Annotated in this window: 13 protein-coding genes; 9 read left to right on the forward strand and 4 right to left on the reverse strand. The window is 71.8% G+C overall.

All coding sequences use genetic code 11. The features are described from left to right. The first annotated feature begins 42 nt into the window (after window positions 1-42). Window positions 43-1,497 carry an RsmB/NOP family class I SAM-dependent RNA methyltransferase gene (locus ACT1U9_RS26660; RefSeq protein ID WP_444535159.1) on the forward strand — a complete coding sequence of 485 codons (1,455 nt, stop codon included), beginning with the start codon at window positions 43-45 and terminating at the stop codon, window positions 1,495-1,497. A 32-nt stretch (window positions 1,498-1,529) separates the two neighbouring features. Here the strand turns inward: ACT1U9_RS26660 and ACT1U9_RS26665 are convergent, their stop codons facing one another. Beyond that, window positions 1,530-3,713: an MMPL family transporter gene (locus ACT1U9_RS26665; RefSeq protein ID WP_444535160.1), complete on the reverse strand. Its 2,184-nt coding sequence runs from the start codon at window positions 3,711-3,713 to the stop codon at window positions 1,530-1,532. 180 nt (window positions 3,714-3,893) lie between these two features. Between ACT1U9_RS26665 and rpe the strand changes: the two genes are divergently transcribed. Together rpe and ACT1U9_RS26675 are read left to right on the forward strand one after the other, a co-directional pair. Continuing rightward, window positions 3,894-4,577, forward strand: coding sequence for a ribulose-phosphate 3-epimerase (rpe, locus tag ACT1U9_RS26670; RefSeq protein WP_444535161.1), 684 nt, complete (start codon window positions 3,894-3,896; stop codon window positions 4,575-4,577). A gap of 79 nt (window positions 4,578-4,656) precedes the next feature. Further along, window positions 4,657-5,709: a sugar-binding transcriptional regulator gene (locus ACT1U9_RS26675; RefSeq protein ID WP_188275103.1), complete on the forward strand. Its 1,053-nt coding sequence runs from the start codon at window positions 4,657-4,659 to the stop codon at window positions 5,707-5,709. 54 nt (window positions 5,710-5,763) lie between these two features. Here the strand turns inward: ACT1U9_RS26675 and ACT1U9_RS26680 are convergent, their stop codons facing one another. Genes ACT1U9_RS26680 through ACT1U9_RS26690 form a run of 3 tightly spaced genes read right to left on the reverse strand, consistent with a single transcriptional unit; the run spans window position 5,764 to window position 9,767 of the window. Continuing rightward, on the reverse strand, window positions 5,764-6,888 hold the full coding sequence (locus tag ACT1U9_RS26680) for an amidohydrolase family protein (protein ID WP_444535162.1): 1,125 nt from the start codon (window positions 6,886-6,888) through the stop codon (window positions 5,764-5,766). Then, a complete protein-coding gene (locus ACT1U9_RS26685) occupies window positions 6,889-8,217 on the reverse strand; it encodes a glutamine synthetase (protein WP_444535163.1) in 1,329 nt (442 codons plus the stop codon). Window positions 8,218-8,222: 5 nt separating this feature from the next. After that, window positions 8,223-9,767, reverse strand: a complete 1,545-nt coding sequence (locus ACT1U9_RS26690) for an ATP-dependent DNA ligase (RefSeq protein WP_444535164.1) — start codon at window positions 9,765-9,767, stop codon at window positions 8,223-8,225. Window positions 9,768-9,826: 59 nt separating this feature from the next. Here ACT1U9_RS26690 and ACT1U9_RS26695 point away from each other — a divergent pair, with 59 nt between their 5' ends. The 6 genes from ACT1U9_RS26695 to ACT1U9_RS26720 all read left to right on the forward strand — a co-directional run bounded on the left by ACT1U9_RS26695 (window position 9,827) and on the right by ACT1U9_RS26720 (window position 15,570). Continuing rightward, window positions 9,827-10,255 (forward strand): ribonuclease domain-containing protein, encoded by a 429-nt coding sequence (locus ACT1U9_RS26695; RefSeq protein ID WP_444535165.1) that lies wholly within the window; start codon window positions 9,827-9,829, stop codon window positions 10,253-10,255. Further along, on the forward strand, window positions 10,252-10,596 hold the full coding sequence (locus ACT1U9_RS26700; RefSeq protein WP_444535166.1) for a barstar family protein: 345 nt from the start codon (window positions 10,252-10,254) through the stop codon (window positions 10,594-10,596). Before ACT1U9_RS26695 ends, ACT1U9_RS26700 begins: the two co-directional genes overlap by 4 nt. Window positions 10,597-10,791: 195 nt before the next feature. Then, window positions 10,792-12,177 carry a GuaB1 family IMP dehydrogenase-related protein gene (locus tag ACT1U9_RS26705; RefSeq protein WP_444539254.1) on the forward strand — a complete coding sequence of 462 codons (1,386 nt, stop codon included), beginning with the start codon at window positions 10,792-10,794 and terminating at the stop codon, window positions 12,175-12,177. A gap of 456 nt (window positions 12,178-12,633) precedes the next feature. Next, window positions 12,634-14,118: an amino acid permease gene (locus ACT1U9_RS26710; protein ID WP_444535167.1), complete on the forward strand. Its 1,485-nt coding sequence runs from the start codon at window positions 12,634-12,636 to the stop codon at window positions 14,116-14,118. 10 nt (window positions 14,119-14,128) lie between these two features. After that, on the forward strand, window positions 14,129-14,584 hold the full coding sequence (locus ACT1U9_RS26715) for an Lrp/AsnC family transcriptional regulator (RefSeq protein WP_188275095.1): 456 nt from the start codon (window positions 14,129-14,131) through the stop codon (window positions 14,582-14,584). Between the two features lie 188 nt (window positions 14,585-14,772). Further along, window positions 14,773-15,570, forward strand: coding sequence for a carbon-nitrogen hydrolase family protein (locus ACT1U9_RS26720; RefSeq protein WP_444535168.1), 798 nt, complete (start codon window positions 14,773-14,775; stop codon window positions 15,568-15,570). Window positions 15,571-15,580: the final 10 nt, after the last annotated feature.

Genomic DNA, 15,580 nt, shown 5'->3' on the forward strand with positions numbered 1-15,580 from the left:
CTGGTCGGGTTCGCACCATCTGACCAGCGGAGCACCTTTCACGTGAACGATCAGCCGCGCAGCCGTCCCCAGAACAACGGCAAGGGCGGCGGCAAGCCGTACCGCCGCCCCAAGAAGGACCCCGTCCGCATCCTCGCCTTCGAGGCGCTGCGCGCGGTGGACGAGCGGGACGCGTACGCCAACCTCGTACTGCCGCCGCTGCTGCGCAAGGCGCGCGAGGGCGGGAACTTCGACGGTCGCGACGCGGCGCTCGCGACCGAGCTCGTCTACGGCACGCTGCGCCGCCAGGGCACCTACGACGCGATCATCGCCGAGTGCATCGACCGGCCGCTGCGCGAGGTCGACCCGCCGGTGCTCGACGTGCTCGCACTCGGCGCGCACCAGTTGCTCGGCACCCGTATTCCGAGTCACGCGGCGGTCTCCGCCAGCGTCGAGCTCGCGCGCGTGGTGCTCGGCGACGGCCGGGCCCGGTTCGTCAACGCCGTACTGCGCAAGATCGCGGCGAACGATCTGGACGCCTGGCTGGAGAAGGTCGCGCCGCCCTACGACGAGGACGCCGAGGACCATCTCGCCATCGTCCATTCGCATCCGCGATGGGTCGTCTCGGCGCTGTGGGACGCCCTTGGCGGCGGTCGCGCCGGTATCGAGGACCTGCTTGAGGCGGACAACGAGCGGCCCGAGGTGACCCTGGTCGCGCGCCCCGGCCGGTCCACCACCGATGAGCTCATGGACGCGCTGGGTGAGGGCGGCGGCCTGCCCGGCCGCTGGTCCCCGTACGCGGTACGGATGGCCGAGGGCGGTGAGCCGGGCGCCCTCGACGCCGTCAAGGACGGGCGGGCCGGTGTGCAGGACGAGGGTAGCCAGCTGGTCGCCGTCGCACTCGCGAACGCTCCCATCGAGGGACGGGACGAGCGCTGGCTGGACGGGTGTGCGGGGCCCGGCGGCAAGGCCGCCCTGCTCGGCGCGCTGGCCGCCGAGCGCGGCGCCGCGCTGCTCGCCTCCGAGAAGCAGCCCCACCGCGCCCGGCTGGTGGAGCGCGCGCTGGCCGGGAACCCCGGCCCGTACCAGGTCATCGCGGCCGACGGCACCCGGCCGCCGTGGCTGCCGGGCTCGTTCGACCGCGTCCTGATGGATGTGCCGTGCTCGGGCCTCGGCGCCCTGCGCCGCCGTCCCGAGGCCCGCTGGCGCCGCCGCCCGGAGGACCTGGACGGCTTCGCGCCGCTCCAGCGCGGGCTGCTGCGGGAGGCGCTGTCGGCGGTGCGGGTGGGCGGCGTGGTCGGTTACGCGACCTGCTCGCCGCACCTCGCCGAGACGCGGATCGTGGTGGAGGACGTGCTCAAGGGGCGGGGCGGCGCGCCCGTGGAGGCCGAGTGGATCGACGTGCGGCCGCTGATGCCCGGTGTCGCGGGCCTCGGCGACGGGCCCGACGTCCAGCTGTGGCCGCACATGCACGGGACCGACGCGATGTATCTGGCGCTGCTGCGTCGTACGGCCTGACCAGCCGCACGGGCTGACAGAAGACGCGCCGCTCAGGCGGTGGTCCGGTCCGGGGCCACCGCCACCTCCTCGCGCTCGTGCGACAGCCGGTGCGGCCACCACACCTTCCGCCCCACGTCCAGGAACAGCGACGTCACCAGGATCGAGCGGACCACGAACGTGTCGAGCAGGACGCCGAGCGCCACCGCGAAGCCGATCTCCGCGAAGCCCGTCATCGGCAGCGTGCCCAGGACCGCGAAGGTGCCCGCCAGGACCAGACCGGCCGAGGTGATCACGGCGCCGGTGGCGGCCAGGCCGGTGACGACGCCCGGGCGGGTGCCCTGGCGGGCGGCTTCCTCGCGGATGCGGGTGGACAGGAAGATGTTGTAGTCGATGCCGAGGGCCACCAGGAAGACGAAGACGAACAGCGGGAAGTCGGTGGACTCGCCCGCGTAGTCGAAGACATGGCGGAAGGCGAGCGCGCTGACGCCGAGCGCCGCCGCGAACGACAGCACCACCGTCACGATGAGCAGCAGCGGCGCCACCAGCGCCCGCAGCAGGATGCCGAGGACGCACAGCACCACCACGAGGACCAGCGGGATGACCAGCTTGTTGTCGTGCGTGGTGGCTTTCTCCATGTCCAGGACGGAGGCCGTGCCGCCACCCACCTTGGCGTCGGCGCCCGGCACCGCGTGGACCGCGTCCCGTACCCGTACGACGGTCTGGTGCGCGGCCGAGCTGTCCGGGCGCGCGGTCATGGTGGCTTCGAGCAGGACCTTGCCGTCGTGTTCGGCGGCGGTGCCCGGGGGCGTACCGATCGAGGTGGGCACCACGCCCGGGGTGGCGGCGACGACGCGGCCGACGTCCGCCGCCTTGTCCGACGAGGCGACGATCACCAGCGGGTCCCCGCTGCCCGCCGGGAAGTGGGCGGCCTGCACCTCCTGGCCGACGATCGAGTCGGGCTTGCCGGTGAAGGAGTCCGCGTTGCTCAGACCGTTCGCCTTCAGCTGGAGCAGGCCGAAGGAGAGGGCCGCGAGGATCACGGCGGCGGTCACCCAGACCGTGCGCGGGCGGGCCGCGATCCGGCCGCCCACCCGGGCCCAGACGCCGTGGGCCGTCGGGTCGGGGGAGCCGTACACGGGCCGGGCCGGCCAGAAGATCCAGCGGCCGAAGATCACCAGGAGGGCCGGGAAGAGCGTGAGCATGGCGAGCAGTGCCACGCCGACGCCGATGGCGGCGACCGGTCCGAGCCCCTTGGTGGAGTTCATCTCGGCCGTCATCAGCACCAGCATGCCGAGGATCACGGTGGCGCCGCTGGCCAGGACCGCGGGCCCGGCCCGGTGCAGGGCCAGCGCCATCGCCTCATGGCGGTCCTGGTGGCGGCGCAGTTCCTCGCGGTAGCGGGAGACGAGCAGCAGCGCGTAGTCGGTGCCCGCGCCGAAGACGAGCACGGTCAGGATGCCCGCGCTCTGCCCGTTGACGGTCAGGCCCGCGTGCCGGGCCAGCAGATAGATCAGCGCCTGCGCGGCGGAGAGCGCCCAGACCACCGAGATCACCGGCACCAGGATCAGCGTCGGACTGCGGTACGTGATCAGGAGCATCACCACGACCACGGACAGGGCCGAGAAGAGCAGGGTCGAGTCGATGCCGGAGAAGGCCTTGGCGAAGTCGGCCGAGACGCCGCCCGGGCCGGTGATGTGCACCTGGAGCCCGTTCTGCGTGGTGCCCGACCGGTCACGTACTTTGTCGACGGCGTCCGCGATGTGGTTCCAGCCGTTCTTGTCCAGCTTGATCGGCACGAGGATCTGCGCGGCCGTCGCCTTGGCGTCGAACTGCGGGCCCTGGACGCGGGCGCCCTGGATCCCGTCCGCGCTCAGCGCGCGCATCGCCGTCGCGTCCGCGCCGATCTTCCGCTTGTCGGCGAAGGTGAGGCCGCCGTCGCGCGCGTACACGACGATCGCCGGGACCTCCTCGGGCCTGAACGCCTTTGCGGAGTCGAAGACTTGGGTGGACTCGGCGCTGCCCGGCAGCCATGAGGTGGCGTCGTTGTCCTGGGCGTCGCTGAGCTTCTGGGCCAGCGGGAAGGCGACCGCGACGACGATCAGCCACAGGATCAGGACGAGCCATTTGGTACGGCGTCCGCAGACCAGCCATGCCACCCCGCGCGGGCCCGGGCCCTGCCCGGTCGCTCCGGGGCGTTCCTGCTCACGGTTCTGGCGAGTGCGCGCGTCGGACATCACGTCCCCCATGGCCCCGCGTTCGGCGCGGGGTGCCGCTCCCGAGATGGCCTGAATCACCAGGATTGCACGGAGCGTCCCGGTCCGGCGAGTCGTAGGACAGGTGTACGTCGGACAGGTCGGCGGCCCCGAATCCGTACCGTGGCAGGCAAGTGGTGCGAGGCATGGCAGGCTTGGGGCATGGCTCAGATCAACCCCAGCATTCTCTCCGCCGACTTCGCGCGCCTCGCCGAGGAGGCCAAGGCCGTCGAAGGCGCCGACTGGCTGCACGTGGACGTCATGGACAACCACTTCGTGCCGAACCTCACGCTCGGCGTGCCGGTCGTGGAATCCCTCAGCCGGGCGACGGAGACCCCGCTGGACTGCCATCTGATGATCGAGGACCCGGATCGATGGGCCCCGCAGTACGTAGAGGCGGGGGCCGGATCGGTCACCTTCCACGCCGAGGCCGCCGCCGCGCCCGTACGGCTGGCGCGGGAGATCCGGGCGAAGGGGGCACGGGCGTCCATGGCGCTCAAGCCCGCCACGCCCATCGAGCCGTACGAGGACCTGCTGCCCGAGCTGGACATGCTGCTGATCATGACGGTGGAGCCCGGATTCGGCGGTCAGCCGTTCCTGGACATCATGCTGCCGAAGATCCGCCGCACCCGGGAGCTGATCTCCAAGCACGGCCTCGAACTGTGGCTCCAGGTCGACGGCGGCGTCTCGGCCACCACCATCGAGCGGTGCGCGGAGGCGGGCGCGGACGTCTTCGTCGCGGGCTCGGCCGTATACGGAGCCAAGGACCCCGCCGAGGCGGTGCGTACCCTGCGCAACATGGCGGAACAGAGCACGGCGAGCGCCCCATGGGCATGCGGCCACTGAGCCACGGCTCGGTGAACGCGGCCCTACGGGGCTGATCAAGGACCGTTGGATCTGACAGGATGAACAGCGAGTCCAGAGTGTGAACAGCAGTGAGGAGATCGCGGTGTCTGCAATGTCGGCGGGTCGGTCAGCCCTGCGGATGGGACCCGCGGAGCTGGTGCAGGCGGCGGCCATGGCCCGCCGCTTCTACCTGGAGGGCAAATCCAAGATCCAGATCGCCGAGGAGTTCGGCGTCAGCCGCTTCAAGGTGGCCCGGGTCCTGGAGACCGCCCTGGAGCGCGACCTGGTCCGGATCGAGATCCGTGTCCCGGCCGAGCTGGACGCGGAGCGCTCGGACGCGCTGCGCGCCCGGTACGGGCTGCGGCACGCGGTCGTCGTCGAGTCCCCGGAGGCCGGCGAGGACGAGTCGTCGCCGGACCCGGAGAACCTGGGCGAGGTGGCCGCCGACCTGCTCGGCGAGCTGGTCAGCGAGGGCGATGTGCTGGGCCTGGCCTGGGGCCGGTCCACCATCCACATGGCGGCGGCCCTGGACCGGCTGCCCCCGTGCACGGTCGTGCAGCTCACCGGTGTGTACGACGCGGGCACCGCCGAGCGCGGCTCGGTCGAGGCCGTACGGCGCGCCGCCCAGGTCTCCGGCGGTGACGCCCACCCGATCTACGCGCCCATGCTGCTGCCGGACGCGGCCACCGCGGCCGCGCTGCGCAACCAGACCGGGATCGCGCGGGCCTTCGAGTACTTCGACAAGGTGACGGTCGCCGCGGTCTCGATCGGGTCGTGGGAGCCGGGCATCTCGACGGTGCACGACATGCTGACCGACGAGGAGCGGGCGCACTACGCCTCGCTCGGCGTCGCGGCCGAGATGTCCGCGCACCTCTTCGACGCCGACGGCCGCCGGGTCGGCCGCGACCTCGGGGAGCGCTGCATCACCGTCGAGGCGGACCGGCTGCGCCGGATCCCCGAGGTCGTGGCGATCGCCGGGGGCCAGCGCAAGGCGTCGGCGATCGACGCGGTGCTCCGGTCCGGCCTGGTGACCAGCCTGGTCACGGACACGGCCGCGGCGGACTTCCTGCTGCACGAGACGGGGCCGCAGCCCCGCCCCGCCCTCGACCGGGCGGACCCGGACGGGGACTGAGCCCGAAGGGCGCCCGGGGCCCGTCGCCCCGGGACGCCCCGTGTACGAGACCGGTCAAATCCCGTACACCCGGCGGGAGTTGTCCGCCGCGATCAGCCGTTCCACCCGGGCCGCGTCGCCCCGCGACCACGCACCCGACGCCGTCCACGAGGCCAGCAGTTCGTCCAGGCCCTCCCGGAAGAGGCGGGCGCCGACCACGTACAGCTCGGGGAGCCCGTACGCGTCGGTGGAGAACAGGAGCTTGCCGAACGGGGTGAGCTCCAGCATCTCGGCCAGTACGGCCCCGGCCCGGGCACCCGTGTGGCTGAGGGTGAGGCCCATGTCCGCGTACACATGCGGGTAGATATGGGCGAGATAGGCTGCGTTGCGGTGGTACGGGTAGCCGTGCAGCAGGATCAGCGGGGTGCCGGACGCGCGCGAGGCGCGGATGAAGTCGGTCAGGAGCAGCGGGTCGCAGCGCTCCAGCCGTAGGTCCGGGTCGCCGAAACCGGTGTGCAGCTGGAGCGGCAGCCGGGTGTGCACCGCCGACCACAGCAGATGGCGCAGCAGCACCGGATCGGTCAGACGGCCGCCCGCCGGACGTTTTTTCAGCCATTTCGCGGCGGCGTCGCGCACATCGGCCAGCGCGGGCGGCTCGGGGGCGAGATCCAGGCCGTACCGGTAGGCCGCGATCGACTTGAAGCCGACGGCCTGCGTCGCCGCCGAGCGGATCGCCGCCGCCAGCTCCGCGAGGAAGCGGTCGGCGTCCCGGGCCGTGTTGGCCACCCGCTCGGCCAGCAGCTCAAGGCGGACGATCTCGTGCACCGGTGCGCCGCTGAGCTCGGCGAGCTCGCCCGGGGTCGTCAGGTCGCCCGGCAGTCCGGTGTCCATGAGGTAGCCGCCGATGCCGCTGCCGCCGAGCAGCAGCCGGGTCGCCTCCGGGGCGCCGAGCTCGCGCCGCCGGGCCAGATAGCGCTCCGGCGAGCTGTGCGGCTCAAGGCCCAGCAGCGGCGGGCACCAGCGGCGCACCGCGAAGCCCAGCTGGGTGTCGAAGAAGCTGGTGCCGGGCGCGGCGGGCGCGTCCGCCTCGGTCAGGAACGCCTCGAAGGCACCCAGGTCCGGGTCGGTGCGCAGTACCCCGTGGCAGTGCTGGTCCAGGAGCGTGCCCGCCACGGTCTCCCCGGGCGTCTCGTGGGCCATTCAGTACCGTCCCCGCGTCGCGTCCGCGATCTCCTGCGGGGACTTGCCCTCGAACAGGGCCGCCTCCGCGTGCCGCACGGCCGCGAACGCCTCGAAGAGTCTGCTGCCCATGGCCTCGCGCAGCAGGTCCGAGGAGGTGAAGTGGGCGAGCGCTTCCGGCAGGGAGGCGGGCAGGCGCTGCTGGCCGCTGTCGTGCGCCGGGTCGCCCGAGACCGGCTCGGGCAGCGACGCCTTGGCGTCCAGGCCCGCCAGGCCCGCCGCGATCGTCGCGCCGACCACGAGGTACGGATTGGCGGCCGGGTCGAAGCACTTGACCTCGGCGTTGGCGGCGTCCGGGTCGTCGGGGGCGCCCGCGATGAAGCGGAGGGCGGCCTCCCGGTTCTCCAGGCCCCAGCATTGGAACGCGCCGGCCCAGTGGGAGGGTTCCAGGCGCAGATAGCTGGCGGGGGAGGGGGCGCCGACGGCGAGGAGGGCGGGCAGGGCCGTCAGGATGCCCGCCAGGAACGCCTCGCTGGTGGCGGTCATGGCGAACGGGCCGTCGCCGCCCCGGCACAGGTTGCGGCCGTCCTGCCACAGGCTGAGGTGGAGGTGGCCGCCGTTGCCGACGCCGCCCGCGGTGACGATCGGGCCGAAGTACGGGGTGAGTTCATGCCGTACGGACACCGCGCGGATCGTCTCGCGCACCAGCACTGCCAGATCCGCCGCGCCCACCGGGTCGCTGGGCGCCACCGACACCTCGAACTGGCCCTCGTTGTACTCGGGATGGATCTGGAGCACATTGACACCCTGCTCCACCAGTGCGGCGACCACATCGTTCATATACGCGGACCGCTCCACGAGCCGCGCCATCCCGTACGCCGGACCTCCGAGGGTCGGCGAGACCGTCCACTCCGTCTCAAAACCCATCCGCAGCGAGATGCCCCGCTCGGCGGCCCGCTCGGCCATCCGGCGGGCGAACAGCCGCTGGCAGCCCGGGTGTTCGGCGCCCGCCTGGTCGTAGCGGTCCACCGGCGCCCACGCCCAGCCGGGCTGCGCGGCGAGCACGGTCAGCCGGTCCAGGTCCGGGAAGAGCCGCAGATCGCCGTCCGGGCCGCCGCTGTCCCGGCTCGCGGTGGCCGAGTCGTCCACCAGGAAGACGTCGAAGCACGGCGAGGCGCCGACCCCGCGCGCGACGGCGGCGGCGAGACGGGCCGTCGGCACGGCCTTCACCCGGGCGATGCCCGCGTTGTCCACGAAGGTCAGCGCGACCGCCCGGACCCCCTCGGCGCCCAGCCGTGCCGCCTCCTGCCGTGCCCGCTGCTCGTGTTCCCGTGTCTGTTGCGACCGCACCTGATTCAATCCCTCCCGGCGCGCAGCGCGACCACTGCCGCGACCGTGTCGGCGTCCGAGGCCTTCTTGTCCTCGCGATAGCGCACTACCCGCGCGAACCTCAGTGTCACCCCCTCCGGGTAGCGGGACGATCTCTGCACCCCGTCGAAGGCGATCTCGACGACGAGTTCCGGCCGAACCCGCACACCCCACGGCTCCTCGGCCACCGTCAACTCCCGCAGCCGTGTCGTCTGCCAGGCCAGCAGGGCATCGGTCAGGCCCTTGAAAGTCTTGCCCAGCATGGCGAACGAGCCGTCCGGGCGGCGCGCGCCCAGATGCAGGTTGGAGAGCGTTCCGGTGCGCCGCCCGTGCCCCCACTCGGCGGCGAGCACCACCAGGTCGAGGGTGTGCACCGGCTTCACCTTCAGCCAGGCCGCACCCCGCCGGCCCGCGCTGTACGCCGAGTCCAGCTCCTTCACGACCACGCCCTCGTGACCTCGCTCAAGGGTGAGGGCCGCGAACTCCCGTGCCGCTTCGCGCTGTTGGGGATCGTCTGGATCCTCGACCGTGACCCGGCGTACGCGCCGGGGCTCGGGCGTCACGCGGGCGAGCTCGGCGCCGCGCTCGCGTACCGACAGATCGAGCAGGTCGCGGCCGTCGACGGACAGCAGGTCGAAGAAGACCGGAAACAGCGGCAGCTGGGCCTGCGCGCCCGCCACGTCGAGCCGGGAGCCCACCCGGCCCGCGATGTCCTGGAACTGGCGCGGCCGCCCCTCGGGGTCGAGCGCGATCACCTCGCCGTCCAGGATCGCCCGCCGAGCCGTCAACTCCCGTGCGGCGGACACCACTTCGGGCAGCCGGTCGGTGATCTCGTCCAGCGTACGGGTGAAGACGTGCACCTCGTCGCCGTCGCGGTGCACCTGGACCCGGATACCGTCCAGCTTCTCCTCCACCGCGCACGGGCCGAGCCGGTCGAGCGCGTCGTCCACGTCCTTGGCGGTCTGCGCCAGCATCGGCAGCACGGGACGGCCCACATCGAGCCGGAACGCGGCAAGAGCGGAGGCGCCGCCGCCGAGCAGTGCCTCGGCGACCGTGCCCAGCGAACCGCCCAGCATCACCGCGCGCCGCACGTCCGCCGCCGGGGCGCCGGTCGCCTCGGCGAGCCCGTCGACGGCCGCCGCGTCCAGGGCGCCCTGGCGGACCTCGCCGGTGATCAGGCCGAACAGGAAGCGCTGCTCGTCCTCGGTGGCGGCGGCCATCAGCTCCCGGGCCAGCCGCCCGCGTTCGCCCTGCGCGCCCTTTCCGGCCACGGCCGAGACGCGGTCCAGGGTCGCGTCGACCTCGCGGACCGTCAGAGTGGGGGAACCGGCGGGCGGCGGGCGGTCCTTGAGCGTGCTCCAGCCGAGCCCCGTGCGGCGCTGCGGCAGCCGTCCGGCGAGATAGGTGACCACCAGCGCCGCCTCGTCGGGCGCGGTGTTCCGGAACAGCCCGGCGAGCAGGGCGGACTTCTCCGTACGGGAGGACGTCGCCGCGATCTCCCGGGAGGTTCTGGCCACGTCGGCGAGGAGCATGTCCCCATCGTCACCCGGCGCGTTCGCGTCCGCAGTCCCGCGATGGGACCATCGTGCGCATGCTCACCAGGTACGCCCGAACGACCGTCCCCGTCCTGCTTGCGTGTCTGGCGCTGCTGCTCACCGGATGCGGCGGCAAGTCCAAACACGACGTGAAACCGTCCGGAACCACCGCCTCCAGCACCGCCGCCACACCCGGCTGGGTCAAGGGCATGGCCACGGTCCGCGCCGCGCAGCTGCCGCCCGAGGCGCAGCAGACCCTGACCCTGATCGACAAGGGCGGCCCGTTCCCGTACGCCAAGGACGGCACCGTCTTCGGTAACTTCGAGAAGGCCCTGCCGCAGCAGAAGCGCGGCTACTACCACGAGTACACGGTCATCACCCCCAAGTCGCGCGACCGGGGCACCCGGCGCCTCATCAGCGGCCAGAGTGGCGAGATCTACTACACCGGCGACCACTACAAGACGTTCAAGGCGGTGCTGCGATGACGGCCGACGCGTTCGACGGCGTACGGGCCAGCGGTTGGCAGGTCGACATCCTCGACCTCGCCGGGGTCGGCGACAAGGCGGGCTTCATGGACCGCTGCGCCCGCGCGCTGCGGCTGCCGGAGTGGTTCGGCCGCAACTGGGACGCCCTCGCCGACTGCCTGGGCGACCCCGACTGGGGCCCCGCCCAGCCCGGCCGGCTGCTGGTCGTGACCGGCTGGCAGGACTACGAGAAGGCGCGGCCGGACGAGTGGCTGACCGCGCGCGAGGTGCTGGCCGAGGCGGCCGTCACGGGCGGCGACGGCACCCTCGCCGTGGTGCTCGCGCTCGGCGCCTTCGGATGATCGCACCAGGGGCCCTGCCCGAGTCCTGGACGATCGGCCCGGGCAGCGCAATCGTGTCGACATGGGACAATGAAGTACGTGCGTTTGGCCCCGGCTGAAATGCCTGGGGTAACTCCGATCGACTGGGATGTTCTGCACGTGCGTTTCCTCAACGACATCAAGCCGCCGTACGACCTGACGTACGACGATGTGTTCATGGTGCCGAGCCGCTCCGCGGTCGGTTCCCGCCAGGGCGTGGACCTCTCCTCGCCCGACGGCACGGGCACCACGATCCCGCTCGTCGTCGCCAACATGACGGCGATCGCGGGCCGCCGCATGGCCGAGACCGTGGCCCGCCGCGGCGGGCTCGTCGTCATCCCGCAGGACATTCCGATCGAGGTCGTCACCGACGTCATCACCTGGGTCAAGACGCGCCACCACGTGCTCGACACCCCGATCGTCCTCGCCCCGACGCAGACCGTCGCCGACGCGCTGGTGCTGCTGCCCAAGCGCGCCCACAACGCGGGCGTCGTCGTCGACGGCGACCACCGGCCCGTCGGCGTCGTCACCGACGAGGACCTGACCGGCGTCGACCGCTTCACGCAGCTCTCCGAGGTCATGTCCAAGGACCTGCTGCTGCTCGACGCGGACATCGACCCGCGCGAGGCGTTCAACAAGCTCGACAACGCCAACCGCCGCTACGCCCCGGCCGTGGACAAGGACGGCCGCCTGGCCGGCATCCTCACCCGCAAGGGCGCCCTGCGCGCGACCCTGTACACCCCGGCCACCGACGCCAACGGCAAGCTGCGCATCGCCGCCGCCGTCGGCATCAACGGCGACGTCGCGGGCAAGGCCAAGCAGCTCCTGGACGCCGGCGCCGACACCATCGTGGTGGACACCGCGCACGGCCACCAGGAGTCGATGATCTCCGCGATCAAGGCCGTCCGCGGCCTGGACCCCCAGGTCCCGATCGTCGCGGGCAACATCGTCGCCGCCGAGGGCGTCAAGGACCTCATCGAGGCGGGCGCCGACATCATCAAGGTCGGCGTGGGCCCCGGCGCCATGTGCACCACCCGGATGATGACGGGCGTCGGCCGCCCGCAGTTCTCCGCCGTCCTGGAGTGCGCCGCCGAGGCGAAGAAGTACGGCAAGCACGTCTGGGCCGACGGTGGTGTGCGCCACCCGCGCGACGTCGCCATGGCGCTCGCCGCCGGTGCCTCCAACGTCATGATCGGCTCCTGGTTCGCCGGTACGTACGAGTCCCCGGGCGACCTCCAGCAGTCCGCCGAGGGTCACCTGTACAAGGAGTCGTTCGGCATGGCCTCGGCCCGCGCGGTGCGCAACCGCACCAGCGACGAGTCGGCGTACGACCGCGCCCGCAAGGCGCTCTTCGAGGAGGGCATCTCCACCTCGCGGATGTTCCTCGACCCGACCCGTCCGGGCGTCGAGGACCTGATCGACTCGATCATCGCGGGCGTGCGGTCGTCTTGTACGTACGCCGGCGCAAGCTCGCTGGCCGAGTTCGAGGAGAAGGCCGTCGTCGGTATCCAGTCTGCGGCTGGTTACGCGGAGGGTAAGCCTCTGCACGCCAGCTGGAGCTAGCGCTCCGGGGGCGGTTGTTCGTCGGCTGGCCCGTTGTGGCTGGTCGCGCCCACGCGGCGGAGCCGCAAATGTCACAGCCCCGCGCCCCTGAGGAATGGCCCCCCGCGCTTTGCGCGGGGGGCCATTCCCATACGAGCCCTCAGGGCCCCTGTAACCGCTACTGACGAAGCCCCAGGGCAAAGCCCCTTGACGCATGGATCGAACGCTGATGCGCAACAAACACCCATGCGTCGCCCTTGTGCGCAATGATCATTCACCGATGCGCAAGGTTGCTGCATTACGACTGAGAAGCGGAACCTCGTATGGTTCTCGCGAGACGTGGAGTGGCGGCGACCGCCTGCTCGGCGGTACCGGCCCACGGTGTGCTTCCGTCATGCCCGATTTGCCCCTTCGTGCGCGAAGGCCGGAACGTCGCGGTCGTCGCTGTCCCCAGGCAGCGACAAGGAGCCCACTGAAGTGTTGGACCACGGCACAGCGCCCCCCACCGCAGCGGAACCGGCCACGGGGGCGCGGCGGCCCAGCAATCCGCTGTTGCGGCGCAAGCCGGTAGAACTCCTGGTCGCCGAGGGTGGCAAGGGCGAGGGCGGCACCCTGCGCCGCACCCTCGGCATGTGGCAGCTCACGATGATCAGCATCGGCGCCACGCTCGGTACCGGCATCTTCGTCGTCCTCGGCGAGGCCGTCCCCAAGGCCGGACCCGCCGTCACGATCTCCTTCGTGCTCGCCGGCCTCACGGCGCTCTTCTCCGCCCTGTCCTACGCCGAGCTCGCGGGCTCCATCCCCGTCGCGGGCTCCTCCTACTCGTACGCTTACGCAACGCTCGGCGAACTCGTCGCCTGGATCTGCGGCTGGTGTCTGATCCTGGAGTACGGCGTCTCGGTGGCGGCGGTGGCCGTCGGCTGGGGGCAGTACCTCAACGAGTTCCTGGACGGCACGATCGGCGTCACCATCCCCGACGCGCTGTCCGCGCCCCCCGGCGACGGCGGGATATTCAACCTGCCGGCCCTGCTCGTCGTCGTCCTCGCGATGGGCCTGCTGCTCGGCGGCGCCCGCGAGTCGGCACGCGCCAACACGATCATGGTCGGTGTGAAGATCGCCGCCCTGGTGCTCTTCTGCGTGATCGGCTTCATGGGCTTCAAGTCGGGCAACTACTCCGACTTCATGCCGCTCGGCCGGGCCGGCGTCAGCGGCGCCGCCTCCACGCTGTTCTTCTCCTACATCGGCTTCGACGCGGCCTCCACGGCCGGTGAAGAGGCGAAGAACCCCAAGAGGGACCTGCCGCGCGCGATCATGCTCTCGCTGGTCATCGTCACCGCGCTGTACGTCCTCGTCGCCTTCGTCGCGGTCGGCGCCCGCCCCTGGAAGCAGTTCGAGGGCTCCGAGGCGGCGCTCGCCGGAATCATGAAGGACGTCACCGGCCACTCGTTCTGGGCCACGCTGCTCGCGGCCTGCGCCGTGATCGCCATCGCCAGCGTCGTCCTGACCGTGCTGTACGGCCAGACCCGCATCCTCTTCGCGATGTCCCGCGACGGTCTGGTCCCCAAGGTGTTCGCCAAGGTCAACCCGCGCAGCGGCACGCCGGTCGCCAACACGGTCGTCGTCTCGCTGTTCTGCGGTGTGCTCGCCGCCGCCGTGCCGCTCGGCAACCTCGCGGACGCCACCAGCATCGGCACGCTCTTCGCCTTCGCGCTGGTCAACATCGCGGTCATCGTCCTGCGCTGTACGCGCCCCGACATGCCGCGCACCTTCCGGGTGCCCCTCGGCTGGGTCGTCCCCATCCTCGGCTTCGCCACCTGCGGCTACCTCATGTGGAACCTCTCCGGCATCACATGGCAGTACTTCGGATACTGGATGGCCGCCGGTCTCGTGATCTACTTCGGATACGGCATCCGCCGCTCCCGACTGGCCACGGCCTCGGACACCGTATCCGCAGAGAAGTGATCCACCCGCAGTGCGACTCAATGACCTCGACGAGCGCATCGTCCACGCGCTCGCTGAAGACGCCCGCCGCTCCTACGCCGACATCGGCTCGCTGATCGGGCTGTCCGCGCCCGCCGTGAAGCGGCGCGTGGACCGGCTGCGCGCCGAAGGGGCCATCACCGGATTCACCGTCCGGGTGGACCCGGCGGCGCTCGGCTGGGAGACCGAGGGCTTCATCGAGATCTACTGCCGTCGCAACACCTCGCCCGAGTCCATCAAGCGCGGGCTCGAGCGGTACCCCGAGGTCGCGTCCGCCTCCACCGTCACCGGTGAGGCGGACGCGATCGTCCAGGTCTTCGCCTCCGACATGCGCCACTTCGAGCGGGTGCTGGAGCGGATCGCGGGCGAGCCGTATGTGGAGCGCACCAAGTCGGTCCTGGTGCTCTCGCCCCTGCTCAGGCGCTTCTCCTCGGGCTCGCCCGCCTGATCCTGCTGATCTTGAAGGCGTAAGGGGCGTCAAGGCCGCGTCAGGGCCGCGCAACGAATCGCCGCCCTGGGCCCCGGACGCGCAACGAATCATCCTCCGGCGCGCAACAGTCGTGCCTTGTCGGGGTCGAACGGCGGAACGTACCGTCTACGTGACACCTTCAACCACTTTCGCCTCCGAGGACTGCCATGCCCCCGCTGCGCACCGCCCTGCTCCAGAGCTCCGGCCGTCCCGGTGACGTCCCCGCGAACCTGAGGGTGCTGGACGAGGCCGCGGGCAAGGCCGCGGCCGCCGGTGCGGGGCTGCTCGTCTGCGCGGAGATGTTCCTGACCGGCTACGCCATCGGGGACGACGTGCCCAAGCTGGCCGAGGCCGCCGACGGGCCCGGCGCCCAGGCCGTCGCCGAGATCGCCGTGCGCCACGGGCTCGGGGTCGTCTACGGCTACCCGGAGCGCGACGGCGAGACCGTCTACAACTCCGCGCAGCTCATCGGCCCCGACGGCACGCGCCTGGCCAACTACCGCAAGACCCATCTCTTCGGCTGCTTCGAGCAGGAGTGGTTCACGCCGGGCGAGACGCAGGTCGTCCAGGCCGAGCTCGGCGGGCTGCGGCTCGGGATGATGATCTGCTACGACGTGGAGTTCCCCGAGAACGTCCGCGCGCACGCGCTGGCCGGCACCGACCTCCTCCTGGTGCCCACCGCGCAGATGCACCCCTTCCAGTTCGTCGCCGAATCCCTGGTCCCGGTGCGCGCCTTCGAGAACCAGATGTACATCGCGTACGTCAACCGGACCGGCCCCGAGGGCGAGTTCGAGTTCGTCGGGCTGAGCTGTCTGGCCGGCCCCGACGGAACGGCCCGGGCCCGTGCGGGCCGCGAGGCCGAGCTCGTGATCGGTGAGGCCGACCCCGACTTCCTGGCCGCCTCGCGCGCGAACAACCCGTATCTGCGCGACCGCCGCCCGGGCCTCTACACCTCCCTCGTCTGACCCGGACCCC

This window comes from Streptomyces sp. BR1 (assembly GCF_052373795.1).
Classification (GTDB): Bacteria; Actinomycetota; Actinomycetes; order Streptomycetales; family Streptomycetaceae; genus Streptomyces.

What these genes read in the sequence shown, in the direction of transcription:
- ACT1U9_RS26705 (WP_444539254.1), top strand. Translation starts at nt 10,792, where the DNA reads ATGGTGCCGAGCCGCTCCGCGGTCGGTTCCCGCCAGGGCGTGGACCTC.
- ACT1U9_RS26665 (WP_444535160.1), bottom strand. Translation starts at nt 3,713, where the DNA reads ATGTCCGACGCGCGCACTCGCCAGAACCGTGAGCAGGAACGCCCCGGA.
- ACT1U9_RS26695 (WP_444535165.1), top strand. Translation starts at nt 9,827, where the DNA reads ATGCTCACCAGGTACGCCCGAACGACCGTCCCCGTCCTGCTTGCGTGT.
- rpe (WP_444535161.1), top strand. Translation starts at nt 3,894, where the DNA reads ATGGCTCAGATCAACCCCAGCATTCTCTCCGCCGACTTCGCGCGCCTC.
- ACT1U9_RS26680 (WP_444535162.1), bottom strand. Translation starts at nt 6,888, where the DNA reads ATGGCCCACGAGACGCCCGGGGAGACCGTGGCGGGCACGCTCCTGGAC.
- ACT1U9_RS26690 (WP_444535164.1), bottom strand. Translation starts at nt 9,767, where the DNA reads ATGCTCCTCGCCGACGTGGCCAGAACCTCCCGGGAGATCGCGGCGACG.
- ACT1U9_RS26720 (WP_444535168.1), top strand. Translation starts at nt 14,773, where the DNA reads ATGCCCCCGCTGCGCACCGCCCTGCTCCAGAGCTCCGGCCGTCCCGGT.
- ACT1U9_RS26700 (WP_444535166.1), top strand. Translation starts at nt 10,252, where the DNA reads ATGACGGCCGACGCGTTCGACGGCGTACGGGCCAGCGGTTGGCAGGTC.